Origin of the sequence: Aliarcobacter vitoriensis, assembly GCF_048320235.1 — a bacterium.
Classification (GTDB): Bacteria; Campylobacterota; Campylobacteria; order Campylobacterales; family Arcobacteraceae; genus Aliarcobacter; species Aliarcobacter vitoriensis.
Genome location: NZ_CP182882.1, coordinates 984,222 through 997,693, shown reverse-complemented (window position 1 = coordinate 997,693; position 13,472 = coordinate 984,222). Strand labels below are relative to the sequence as shown.

10 protein-coding genes are annotated in these 13,472 nt (G+C 25.7%); 9 read left to right on the top strand and 1 reads right to left on the bottom strand.

Features of this window, described 5'->3' with window-relative positions:
* The first annotated feature begins 141 nt into the window (after nt 1–141).
* From ACNSOS_RS05015 to ACNSOS_RS05005, 3 genes are read left to right on the top strand one after another with little or no spacing between them, the layout of a single operon-like run.
* Nucleotides 142–3,222: an efflux RND transporter permease subunit gene (locus ACNSOS_RS05015; protein WP_418186170.1), complete on the top strand. Its 3,081-nt coding sequence runs from the start codon at nt 142–144 to the stop codon at nt 3,220–3,222.
* Between the two features lie 3 nt (nt 3,223–3,225).
* Nucleotides 3,226–3,924: a hypothetical protein gene (locus tag ACNSOS_RS05010; protein WP_418186169.1), complete on the top strand. Its 699-nt coding sequence runs from the start codon at nt 3,226–3,228 to the stop codon at nt 3,922–3,924.
* On the top strand, nt 3,924–5,081 hold the full coding sequence (locus ACNSOS_RS05005; RefSeq protein WP_418186168.1) for a TolC family protein: 1,158 nt from the start codon (nt 3,924–3,926) through the stop codon (nt 5,079–5,081). The genes ACNSOS_RS05010 and ACNSOS_RS05005 overlap by 1 nt, the downstream gene beginning before the upstream one ends.
* On the opposite strand, the gene ACNSOS_RS05000 is transcribed toward ACNSOS_RS05005, so the two are convergent.
* The gene (locus ACNSOS_RS05000; protein ID WP_418186167.1) at nt 5,078–5,761 is read right to left on the bottom strand and encodes a response regulator transcription factor; all 684 of its coding nucleotides are present in this window, start codon (nt 5,759–5,761) and stop codon (nt 5,078–5,080) included. The two genes, ACNSOS_RS05005 and ACNSOS_RS05000, sit on opposite strands and share 4 nt — an antisense overlap.
* A 64-nt stretch (nt 5,762–5,825) precedes the next feature.
* Between ACNSOS_RS05000 and ACNSOS_RS04995 the strand changes: the two genes are divergently transcribed.
* The 6 genes from ACNSOS_RS04995 to ACNSOS_RS04970 all read left to right on the top strand — a co-directional run bounded on the left by ACNSOS_RS04995 (nt 5,826) and on the right by ACNSOS_RS04970 (nt 13,465).
* Nucleotides 5,826–7,532, top strand: a complete 1,707-nt coding sequence (locus ACNSOS_RS04995; RefSeq protein WP_418186166.1) for a 7TM diverse intracellular signaling domain-containing protein — start codon at nt 5,826–5,828, stop codon at nt 7,530–7,532.
* A gap of 70 nt (nt 7,533–7,602) precedes the next feature.
* On the top strand, nt 7,603–8,385 hold the full coding sequence (locus ACNSOS_RS04990) for an ABC transporter permease (RefSeq protein ID WP_418186165.1): 783 nt from the start codon (nt 7,603–7,605) through the stop codon (nt 8,383–8,385).
* Nucleotides 8,373–9,113 (top strand): ABC transporter ATP-binding protein, encoded by a 741-nt coding sequence (locus ACNSOS_RS04985; RefSeq protein ID WP_418186164.1) that lies wholly within the window; start codon nt 8,373–8,375, stop codon nt 9,111–9,113. The genes ACNSOS_RS04990 and ACNSOS_RS04985 overlap by 13 nt, the downstream gene beginning before the upstream one ends.
* Nucleotides 9,110–10,315: an NnrS family protein gene (locus ACNSOS_RS04980; protein ID WP_418186163.1), complete on the top strand. Its 1,206-nt coding sequence runs from the start codon at nt 9,110–9,112 to the stop codon at nt 10,313–10,315. The genes ACNSOS_RS04985 and ACNSOS_RS04980 overlap by 4 nt, the downstream gene beginning before the upstream one ends.
* Before the next feature lie 21 nt (nt 10,316–10,336).
* The gene (locus ACNSOS_RS04975; RefSeq protein ID WP_418186162.1) at nt 10,337–11,308 is read left to right on the top strand and encodes an ABC transporter substrate-binding protein; all 972 of its coding nucleotides are present in this window, start codon (nt 10,337–10,339) and stop codon (nt 11,306–11,308) included.
* 87 nt (nt 11,309–11,395) lie between these two features.
* Nucleotides 11,396–13,465 carry a TonB-dependent receptor plug domain-containing protein gene (locus ACNSOS_RS04970; protein WP_418186161.1) on the top strand — a complete coding sequence of 690 codons (2,070 nt, stop codon included), beginning with the start codon at nt 11,396–11,398 and terminating at the stop codon, nt 13,463–13,465.
* The last annotated feature ends 7 nt before the right edge of the window (nt 13,466–13,472 follow it).

Here is a 13,472-nt window from a genome sequence, read left to right as displayed (position 1 = left end):
GTAGAAGTGTATTAAAAAAAAGTGGCTAAAAAATGTCTTAAATAGTAAAAAATCTTAAAGAAGACATAATTTAGCCACTTTTTTTTATTAGAATTCCATTTTTAATTAGAAGTATCAAAATTTATATAATCAAGGTTTTTAATGTATAAAATAATAGATTATTTTTATAATAATTCTCAACTAAATCACACAATATTAGTTTTTTTCCTAGTATTAGGAATATTTGCATATATAAATATTCCTAAAGAGGTATTTCCCACAACGCAATTAGAGATGCTAGATATTGAAGGAAGCTATACAGGAGCTAGTGCTGAAAGCCTAAATAACTTTGCTGTAAGTGAAATAGAAAATCAACTAAACTCTATTGCTGGACTTGAAAAAATAACTTCATATATATTTTCAGGATTTTTCTCTATCAATATAAAACTTCAAGATGGTGTTGATAAAAATATAAAATTAAATGAAGTAAAAGATGCTGTAAGCTTAGCAAAGAGATATTTACCTACTGATATGGAAGAACCAAATGTAAGAATAATGGATGAAGAGTGGTCTTTATTATCTATAGCTTTATCATCTTCAAAATATAATCAAACAGAGTTATTAAAAATTGCAGATAATTTAAAAAACTCTTTGATGCAAATAAAACACATAAATAAAGTACGAAATTTTGGAGATGCTGATTTACAAATAGAATTAGTTTTAGATAATAAAAAAATAAATATGTATGGTTTGAATAGTTCTAGTGTTGTTGATGCAATTTCACAACTATCTTATATTTATCCTGTTGGAAATATTGAGCAAGTAGGAAATCATGTTTATTTGAGTGCAAATAATAATAAATTTGATACAAAATTTTGGGAAAATAGTATTTTAAAAATAGATGGTAAAAAGATATATCTTAATGATATTGCAAATATAACTATTGGATATCCAAAAAGAGATACAATTTCAAGACTTAATGGAGAAAATACTTTAACTTTAAGAGTTTATAAAAATAAAAGTGGTGATAGTATAAAACTTACAAAAGAGATAAAAGAGTTGATAGAAAAGACTCAAAATTCATATGATGATATATCATTAGTTATATCAAGAGATAACTCAAAACAGATAAAAGATAGGCTAAATACGATTTTGGCAAATATAACATTGGGTTTGATTTTAGTTGCTTTTGCTATGTATATTTTGATAAGTCCTAGATTGTCTTTTGTGATTATTTTGGGAATACCTTTTTCTTTCATCATTGGATTATTATTTTTAGAATTTATGGGTTATAGCTTAAATATGATTTCTATGATGGCAATGTTAATTGCGTTGGGAATAGTAGTTGATGATGCAATTATTGTAAGTGAAAATATACAAAGGCATATAGACGAGGGATATGAACTCAATGAAGCTATTTTAAAAGGTACAAAACAAGTAATAGGTCCAGTTATAATAGCTGGAGTTACAACTGTTTTTGCTTTTTTATCTATGCTATTTATCAGTGGAGAAATGGGACTTTTTATAAAGCTTATACCTATTGTGATTACTTGTTTGATACTTTCATCTATTATAGAATCTTTTTTATTTTTACCACTTCATGCAAAACATTTTTTAAAAGTAAATGAGAAACAATTGGATTGGACAAAAATGTACAATTTTTATGAGAATATTTTGCATAAAGTAATAGAACATAAAAAAAGTTTTTTAATCATATTTTTTATCACTATTCCTATTATTTCGATTATTCTTATAAAAACAAGTAGATTTCAGCTATTTCCAAATATTGACTCAAATAGTATTGAAATTGCCATTAAACTTGAAAATTCCATTCCTATTTCAATAACTGATAATATTGCTAAGAGATATGAAAAAGTTTTACTAGATAATTCAAAAGAACTTTATATCAAAAATATATCAACTTATGTTGGAGTATATAATGATCTAGCAGGAAATGAAGAAGATATAGAAAATGGATTTATGATTTTGGTAGAACTTGAAGAGTTTAGAGAAGAAAATTTTGTTGAAAACTATATAAATCCTATTTTAAATTTTAGTTTTGATTTTGAAAGGTTGGATAAAGTAAGACTTATTAGCTCAAATGATTCTATGAATATGATTCGAGAATTGATAGAACCTTTAACAAAGCAGGATAATGCTATTGATCATAATATAACATCAGAAAGAATTGGTATTGCCTCAACTGATATAGAGATTTTATTAAATACTGCAAATACTTCTTTACTTGTTGAAAGTATTGATAAATTAAAAAAACAATTACAAAACATAAATGGAGTTGAAGATATAGCTGATAATACTATTTTAGGAGAGAGCGAATATAAATATATAGTAAATCCTTATGGAAGATATTTAGGGCTTTCTGATACTCATATAGCAAAAGCTGTTGGAAGTTTCTTTTTGGAGCGAGAACAGGCAAATACTTTTAATGAAGATGGAATTATAAAAATCATAACAAAATCAATAAATAAAGATAGTATTGAAGAGTTAAAAAACTTTTATATTCCTTTGGACAATGATAAATTTGTACAATTAAAAGAAGTTGTCGATTTTAAAATTGAGAGAAATTTTAATGAGATACAAAAAGTAAATGGTCAAATCTATAAAAAAGTTGTTGCAAATGTTCAAAGTGATATTGTAAATGCAACTGAAGTTTTAGACAAACTACAAGATACTATAAAAGAGATTGAAAATTTAGGAATTAGAGTAAATTTTGGTGGAGAAAAAGAAAAAAGTGACCAAATGGCATTAGATTTAGTAAAAGCTTTTTTAGTATCAATGTTTTTAATATTTATTACTTTACTTATAATTTTTCCTTCTTTTAAAAGTACTTTTGTGATTTTATCTGTTATTCCATTTACTATTTTAGGACCAATTATTGGGCATTTTATAATGGGAATAAATCTAAATTCTCAATCAATGATTGGTATGTTAGGACTTGCTGGAGTTGTTATAAATGATGGAATTATTATGTTAAATTTTTTGCATAAAACTAGAACAAAAAAAGAGTTTTTTGCAAATGCGAAACTTAGAGTTCGTCCTATTTTAATAACTTCAATTACAACAATGCTCGGGCTATTTACTTTAATATTTTTCCCAACGGGAGAATCTATAATGCTTCAACCAATAGCTGTTTCTTTGGGATTTGGTATTTTGTGGGGAACAGTTTTAAATTTAGTTTATGTTCCTGCACTTTTTGCAACTTTATATAAAATCAAGGATTAAACAATGACAAAATATATTTTATTAATATTTCCAATATTTTTATTTGCTAACTCATATATGGCAAAAATTGAACCAAAAGATGAATTTAGTATCTATGCAAATGCAAGTGGAGAGATAATTTATCTTGACAAAACAAAAGAGATGAGTATTGTAAATGAAGTTATAGTGAAAATAGATAGTGTTTTAGATAAAGAGAACTTAAGCCTTTATCAAACTCAACATAAACTTTTGAATGAAAAACTTACAATTTTACAAGATTATTACAACAAATTCAAAACCATAAAAGGTAAAAGTGATTTTGAAAAAGATGAAAAATATATGGAAATAATTGAATTAAAAAATAGTATCAAGAATTTAGAAATTTCAATAGCAAATACAAAAAATAGTATAAATAAAAAAGAGATAAGTTTAAACAATTTATATTTAAAAGAGTTTGTTGTAAACAAGTATGATTATGTAAATATAGGAACTAAAATAGCTACTGTTTATGATATAAGCAAAGCAAAACTTGTAGTTTATCTAAATAGTGAAGACTATAAAGATGTAAAATCAAAAGAGATTTATTTAGATGGCAAAAAATCAAATGCACAGATAAAAAAGCTTGATATTATTCCTGATAAAGTTTTTATTTCAGCATATAAAGCTGAGATAGAAATAGATTCAAAAGATTTTGGTAAAAGTATAACTGTGGAGTTTAAATAATGAAAAGATTTATATTTCCCATATTTTTAACTTCACTCCTTTTTGCAAATGAAAAATCAAATGAAGTTTTACTGCCTTTAAAGAATGAGATAAGAGATTTAGAAAAAAAGAGTATAGAAGAGAAAAAAGAGTTAAATAAATATGAATGGTTAAATGATTTGAATATAAATTTGAGTCAAAGTAAAGATAATGAAGATATAACAACAAAAGATTATTCTTTAAATTTAAATCAAAAAATACTAGATTTTGGAGGTATATCTTCTCAAATTGATTATGCAAATAATCTATTGAAAAAAGAGTCTTTAAAAATAAAAATGGATGATTTTGAAGATTTAAATAGTTTGTATAAAAATATTATTGAATTAAAAATAAATAGTATAAATCTTCAACAAAATAGCCTGAATATCAATAATAGTGAAATAGAAGTTGATATAAAAAAATCTCAATATAGAAATGGACAAAGTGATATTAGCGAATTAAATGATGCTATTATGAAAAGAAACTCTTTAGAAGATTTCAAAATGGAATTAAAACTTAATAATGTAATTTATGAAAATGAGATACAAAAACTAACTTCTTATGAATTTGGAAATATAAATATTCCATCAATATCTTTAATTTCTAAAGATATATTTTTAGAAAATGCTATAAAACAAATTAATGCAAATTTAGATTCTCAATTAAGCAAAAATGAATATCAGAAAACAAAAAGTAAATATCTTCCTTCTTTAAATCTAAATGGAAAAGTTGGTTATGAAGATTCATCTTTAAATAAATCTAAAGATTATTACAATTATGGTGCGAGTATAACAATGCCATTAAATTATACTTTTTTAAATGATGTAGAGTACTCAAAATTAATTTATCTACAAAATAGGAAAAAAGAAGAATTATCTTTGATTGAACTTGAAAAAATTTATGATAGTTCATTTGAAACTATAAAACAGTTTGAAAATAGGATAAATTTAGCTACAAAAGATATAGAACTTTATCAAGAACTTTTAGAGTTAAATCAAGAAGAGTTTAATGCTGGATTTAAAGCAAGTGAAGATGTAGATACTTTGAAAAATTCTAAAGAGATAAGAAAGTTAGATATTGAAAAATATAGATTAAATATTCAAAAGGAGATTTTATATTTATATTTTCAAACTATCTAAATAGTGGTTATTCTATACCCAGTTTTTGAGAAGTTTTCTAAACAATTTTCTGGAAGATTTTTTCTTAGTTTTCTTACAACTGTTCTTAAAGCATCATCACTCATAAAAGAGTCTTGCCAAACAACTGCTTGTATAGTTTCATAAGATACAAAACTACCACTACTTTCACAAAGAAGAGTTAGAAAATCTAACTCTTTATTTGATAATTTTATAATCTCATTGTCTTTGTATAAATCTCTTTTTAAAATATCAAAATAGCAATCTTTAGATAAATATTTTATGTTTCTATCAATATTTTTTAATTTATTTACACAATTACTTAGAACAGGAAATAAAATATCATGAGATATAGGTTTTACTAGATATTTTTCAAGATTTAAATCAATAGCATCTAAAAGATATTCTGTATTTGTGTAAGCACTTAGGACTATTATTTTTGTGTTGATATCTTTTTGTCTTATTTGTCTTATCATCTCTAAACCATTTATTTTAGGCATATTTATATCTGTTATTATAATATCTGGTTTTTTGTATTCAATTATCTGAAAAGCTTCATTTACCTCTTTTGCTTCATAAACTTCATCAAATAATCTTGATAGATAAGAAATGGCATTTGTTCTGATATTATCTTCATCATCAACAAATAATACTTTAATATTTTTAAAATCATTTTTACTCATGGTGGAATTATACAAGCAAAAAGATAAATTTTAAGAATTGGTATTGTTTGGTTATAATGTCAATATGAAAAAAATAATACTTACACTTTTCCTACTATTTATAAATTTATATGGTCATCATCATGGCTCTTTTATAAGAGATTATGTTTCAGAGAATCATGTAGATTTTAAAGATTTACAATATTCAGAATATAGAAATGTTATTTTGGATGAATTTACAATTAAATTTAAGCTAGATTTGGAACAACTTGGAGATGAAACTTACTATTTAACAGTTATTTCAGATAAAAATAGTTTAGTATATACAAATGTAAAATATGAAATTATCAATAGTATAATTGTTGTTAAATTAGATAAATATCAAAAAGAAGAGATTTTTTTTAAATATAGATATTCTGAACCTAAAATTGCAGATTTTCGCTCTGATTGTATAAGTATTTTCGAATATAAATACCTTTTACAATATGAGGGAGTTTTATATGGGACTGCTTATGGGATAATATTTTGTGCATTTTTGTATTATTTAATAATATATTTTTCAACAAAAATGAGATATTTTTTATATTACTCTTTAATGCAATTTTTCCTTTTGCTATCTTTGGTTGGTTTTATGTATTTTAGTTATAAGTCATCTGCTCCTATATTTATGTATACATTGGTTGATTTTGCAGAAACTTTGGCATTTTTATTTACTTTTTTATTTGCTCAGGCTATTTTAGAAACAAAAAATAAATTACCATTCTTTCATAAAATATTAAATATCTTTATAGTTTTAAATTTTTTAGATTTAATAGCAATTTTGATATCTAAATATTCAATATTGTATGAATATATGCCTTTTTATATAGGAGTTTTAATCCCTTGTTTAATAGGCTTGATTGCTATATTTAAAGGAGATAAGAATGCTATTGTTTATACTATTGGTTGGTTTGTTATGTGTGTTATTATATATATCTCACAAAAAGGTTTATTTACTATTAGTGGAATCTATATAATACATATTGGAACACCTTTAGAGTCTTTAATTTTTAGTTTTGCTTTAGGAATTATGTTAAGAAATCTTGCAAAAGAAAAAAATGAAAAAGAGAAACTTTTGATTCATCAAAGTAAACTAGCTTCAATGGGTGAAATGATAAATAATATTGCTCATCAATGGAGACAACCTTTGACTCATCTGGGCTTCATAAATATGAATTTACAATTAGTTTTAGAAGATGAAATACTAGATAGAAAATATATAAAAGATAAACTAAAAGAATCTACTTATCAGTTAGATTTTATGTCGCAAACTATTGATAATTTCAGAGATTTTTATAAACTAAATAAACAAAAAGAGTTTTTTTATGTAAGCGTTGCTGTACAAAGAGCTATTGATATTATGAAAGTTATTTTAGAAAATAAAAAAATAGTTCTTGATTTTGAGATAAGAAATGATAAAGAATTAAATGCTTATGAAAATGAGTATTCTCAAGTTGTTTTAAATCTTTTGACAAATGCAAAAGATGTTTTAATAGAACGAAATATAGAAAATCCGAATATAAAATTAATTGTTGATGTAAAAGATAATATTTCTATTGTATCTGTAATTGATAATGGTGGAGGAATAGAAAAAGATAAAAAAGATTTGATATTTGATCCATATTTTACAACAAAACAAAAAGGTAGTGGAATAGGGCTTTATATGTCCAAAATGATAATTGAACAACATTTTAAAGGGAAATTAATAGTTTACAATATTGAAGATGGAGCAAAATTTGAAATTTTGGTATAAAACTTGATGTTAATCAATGATAATTAATATATATATTATACAATACAAAATATTTTGAAATGGATTTAAAATGAAACTTTTTATAAAAATTATAAAAGATTTTCCAGCTTATCTTTGGAGTGGCTGGGGTTCTGTTGCTTCTGTATTTTTATTTTTGGCTCTTTGGGATTTTGGACATCAAATTTATGGTAGTTTAGTTTTACCATCACCAAAAGATACTTTTATAGCTCTAAATGAAATCTTACACAATCCTGAAATTGTAGAAAATATTTTTATAACTATAAAAAGAGCTATGATTGGTTTTGGTTTAGCTGTTTTAGTTGGTTCTATTCTTGGGCTATTATCAGGGCTTTTTATAACAGCTTCTATTATGAGCCGTCCAATAGTAACAATACTTTTTGGAATGCCACCAATTGCATGGATTGTTTTAGCTATGATTTGGTTTGGTATGAGTGATATGACGGTCATTTTTACAGTATTTATAGCTTCATTTCCTATTGTTTTTGTTGGAGCATTACAAGGAACAAGAACTATTGAAGGTGATTTGAAACAGATGGTTGATAGTTTTCATTTACCATTTTCTATGAAACTTTTTGATTTATATTTACCACATGTTTTTTCATATATTTTTCCTGCTTATATATCTGCACTTGGAATGTCGTGGAAAATAGTTGTTATGGCTGAACTTCTGGCTTCTAGTGATGGTTTAGGTTCAAGTCTGGCAATAGCTAGAAGTCAGCTTGATACTCCAACTGCTTTAGCACTTGTAACTATTATGATAGCAAGTTTACTTTTAATAGAGTATATTATTTTAGAACCGATAAAAAGGGAGCTTGAATCATGGAGAGATTAGAAGTAAAAAATGTAAATTTCTCTTTTGGATTTAAAGAGATTTTAGAAGATATAAATTTTGTTCTTGAAAAAGGAAAAGTTATATCTATTGTTGGACCTAGTGGTGGTGGAAAAACTACACTTTTGCATTTATGCTCAAAAATTCTAAGAGTTGAAGATGGAGAGATAAGAAATAGTTTTAATAGTTCATCTTTTGCTTTTCAAGAACCTAGATTATTACCTTGGAAAAATGTAATAGATAATATTGCTTTGGGATTGTTAGCAAAAAAAGAGAAAAAAGATATTGCTATAAAAAAAGCCCAAGAGATAGCGTTAAAATTTGGGCTAGAAATAGATGATTTTACAAAATTTCCAAAAGATTTAAGTGGAGGTATGAAACAAAGAGTCTCTTTTGCTAGAGCTTTGGTTGTAAATCCTAGTTTATTGTTTTTAGATGAACCATTTTCTGCACTTGATATTGGGCTTAAAAAAGAACTTCAAAATATTTTAATTGAAACTATAAATAAAGAAAATTTGAGTGTATTGTTTATAACTCACGATTTGATGGAGGCTATAAAATTAAGTGATGAGATAATAGTTTTAAAAGCCGAACCGGTTGGACATATAGCTAAAAAGTTTAGTATTGATATATCAAGAGATAAAAGAGATGATGAGTTTGTTTACAATGAAACAGCAAAGTTTTTAAAAGACAAGATAATAATTGATAGTTTTGAATTGGAGTTAAGATGAATCACTATGAAACATATCCTAAAGGAGATTTTCCTATATATTTAGCTTATGGTTTTAGACCTATATTTTTACTTCTTGCTCCATATATTGTACTTTATATTGTTTTATGGTCTTTTGTTTTTGCTGGATATATAAGTTTGCCAATTAATAATCTTTTAGAGTGGCATATTTATGAGATGGTTTTTGGTGTTGGAAGTGCTATGATAGTAGCATTTTTTTTAACTGGATTACCAGAATTATTTCATGGAGTTATACCAATCGTTGGAAGAAAATTGGCATATATTGTTGTTTTATGGGTTTTGGGGCGAGTTGGATTTTGGTTTATGGATTTTCTAACAGTTTATATCGTAGGATTTTTAAATATTTCATTATTAGTTTATATCTCATATCTTGCTACTATTCCAGCATTTAAAGACCCAAATAAAAAACATATATCTTTAGTCTTTTCTATGGCTTCAATTGTTATCGTTCAAATAGTTTATTTTTTAAGTGTTGCTGGAATTGTAGATATTAATTCGTATCAAATTTTGCTTTTATCTTTGGGACTTTTTTTAGTTTTGATATTGTTGGCTTTACGGCGAATAAGTATGGAGTCTATAAATGAACTTTTGGAAAAACAGCAAATTGATGAAATATTTTTAGCAAAATCATATAGATACAATTTAGCAATATTTTGCATCATTTTATATAGTTTTATAGAGTTCTTTTATCCAAATAACTCTACTTTAGCTTATATTTGTTTTGCTTGTACAGCTTCTATATTGGCTTTATTAAATGATTTTGTATTGAAGGATAATAATATATTATTAAAACCATTTGTTTTATATATAGTTTCCACTATTGTAATGACGGCAGTTGGATTTTTGTTTTTAGGATTTAATTATCTATTTGAATTAAATGTTTTAAATCATTTTAGGCACTTTTTAACTACTGGAACTTTTGGAATGGTATTTTATGTTGTGATGATAATAGTTTCTACGATTCATACAGGTAGAACAATATTTACAAATTGGGCTTTGACTTTGGGGCTTATTTTAATCATTCTTGCTACATTTATAAGAGCGTTTATCCCTTATTATTATGAATATATGATATTAGCATATATTGTATCTTCTATACTTTGGGCTATACCCTTTATCATATATATGAAAATATTTTTCCCATTTTTACTAAGTGCTAGAGCAGATGGAATAAAAGGTTGAATTAAATTTAAAGGAGTTTTTATGAAAAATATAGTTGTTTTACTTTTTCTGTTGTTTAATATTTTATTGGCAAAAGATGAACAAAAAATTGTTGTAGCTGGACCAATAGCAAGTGTTTCTCATCCATTTTTTTATATGATAGAAAATGATGTATTAAATGATTTAAATAAAAAAGTAGAGTTTAGACTTTGGAATAATCCAGATGAATTAAGAGCATTGATTTTAAAAGGTGATGTTGATTTTATAGCTCTTCCTACAAATGTTGCAGCAAACTTACACAATAAAGGAGTTGATTTAAAACTTTTAAATGTATCTGTTTGGGGAATTTTGCAAATGGTAAGTAGAGATAGTAGTTTAAAAACTATTGAAGATTTTAAAGGTAAAAAAATTGTTGTTCCATTTCGTGCTGATATGCCAGATATTGTTTTTCAAGCAGTTATCAAAAAAGCTGGACTTGATATAAAAAAAGATTTTGATATACAATATGTAGCAACTCCAATAGATGCTATGCAAATGTTAATTTTAAGAAGAGTTGATCATGCACTTTTGGCTGAACCTGCCGTTTCTATTGCTTTGCGAAAAACTGGTTCATTTCCTATGAAAGTTATTGCTCCTGATTTATATAGAAGTATTAGTTTACAAGATGAATGGGGAAGATTGTTTCAAACTGAAGCAAAAATCCCACAAGCAGGGATTGCAGTTATTGGAAAAAGTGATGATAAAAAAGAGTTAATAGATAGATTTTTACTTGAATATGATAAAGCTTTGAATTGGTATAAATCAAATAAAGAAGAAGCTAGTAAATTGGTAGTTAAATCATTGCCAATGTTGGAAGAGCAAGGACTGGCTGATTCTATATCACATATTGTTTTTGATAATAAAATGGCAATTGACTCACAAAAAGAGTTAGAATTTTTCTTTGAAGTTCTAAAAGATAATGATGCCAAATTAATTGGTGGAAAAATTCCAGATAAAAGTTTATATTATAAATAAACCATAAGTTTTATTGATTTTAGTCAATAATTTTTATATAAAATTATATTACAATATTCATTCTTAATATATAAAAAGGACACAAGAATGAATAGAGTAGTTTTATCAAGTGTTGCAGCTTTATTTTTGACAACAAATATTTTAGCTGACACAACAAAATTAGATGAGGTTTTAGTTACAACTGCAACGAAGACTCAAAAGAGTATAGATGGTGTTAGTGCTTCAGTTGTTGTTATCACAAAAGAGGATATTGAAAAAATTTCTGCAACAACACTAAAAGATATTTTAGATAAAGTTCCATCGATAAATTCACAATTTGGAAGATTTCCACATGCAAGTGCTTTATCAAAAGGGGCAATTTCTATAAGAGGTGTTGGACCTAATGGAACTTTGCTACTTCTTGATGGAAAAAGATTGAGTGGAGAAACAGAATCTCCGTATGAGATGAGTAGAATTCCAGCTTCTATGATTGATAGAATAGAAATAGTAAAAGGATCTATGAGTACACTTTATGGTTCAGATGCTATTGGAGGTGTAATCAATATTATTACAAAAAAAGATGTTAACGATATAAATCAGACAACTCTTGATTTAAAATATGGTTCAAATGCTTATTCTCAAGCAAGAGAAAAAAATGCAAATTTTTCAACTCTAGGTAATGTAAATGGTTTAAAATATAAGGTTTATGCTTCAACTATTGATACATCTTCATACAAAATAGATAAAAAATATACTCAAAAAGCTATAAACCCAAATACAGGAGCTGAACTTCCAGCTATGATGAATCCTCAAAGTGGAAAAAGTGGAGTTTTAGGAGTAACTTATGGAGATGATTCAACTGTAAATACTTTTGGCGTTGGAATTGAAAAAAATATTACAGATAACTTTACTTTAGGTTTTGATGTAAACTATTTTGAAGAAGATAGAGAAGGGCAGTATTTAGGTTCATCTCAAGGAACAGGATTAAATGGGATGGTTTTAAATACTCCTGTTAAATCAAAAGATGATAATAAAAGAGTAGATTATTCAGTTTTTGGAAAGTATAGCTTCAATGATGATTTAAGAACATCTTTAAGATTTTATGAGGCTTACTATAAAAAAAGAAATGAAACAAGCCCTATAAATTTTGCAGGACCAGTAAATAAAAAATTTAGTGCAAATGTAAAGATAGATGATATTGAAAGTATCACTACTTATGCTTTAAATAGTGTAAATTTAATCACTTTTGGACTTGATTATAGAAAAGAGACAAGAGATAGTGCGGCAATAAATCCAAATCCACAATCGAGTGATTTTATTCAAAAAGTTATAGAGTATAAGTCTGTATATCTACAAGACGAAATAGAGTTTACAGACTCTTTAAATGCAACAATTGGTGCAAGATATGATGATATTTCAAATGCAGATGGTAAAGCAACTTTCCAAGCTGGACTTGTACAAAAATTAGGTGAAAATACAAGAGTAAGAGTAAATTATGCTAGTGGATACAGAGCTCCTGATATTGCAGAACTTTATGTTGTTGCACCACTTTTTAAAGATGGGAAAAGATATGGTTCAGAAGTTATAAATAATTTTAAAACAACAGCTTATGATTTAAAACCTGAAAAATCTGATACTTTTGAACTAGCACTTGCTAATAGCTTTAATAATTTCAACTCTGAAATTGTTTTATTTAAAACTATTGTAAAAGACAAAATTGAGTCTGTTCCTTATGGAACTGGTGGAGCAAAATATTATACTTCTGAAAATTTAGAAAAGGTAGATATAAATGGAGTTGAGGTAAATTTGGATTATAGATTTAATGATAGTTTTGATACTACATTTAATCTAACTTATCTTGATACAGAAGATAAAACTACAAGTAAAGAGCTTCCATATACTCCAAATTTATCAGCTTCTTTAAATCTAAACTATAAAATATTAGATAATTTATCTTCAAATTTAAATCTTAGATATATTGGAAAGCAGTATGAAGACACTCAAAACAATAATAAAGTAGATGATTATACTTTGGTTGATTTAGGGATAAACTATGATATTAGTAAAATTTTTACTATCTATGGTGGAGTTGATAATATCTTCAATAAAGAAGTAAATGAAAATGTCGATATAAATGTAGGAACATATTATTTTGCAGGACTTAAAGCGAAATTTTGAATAAAAA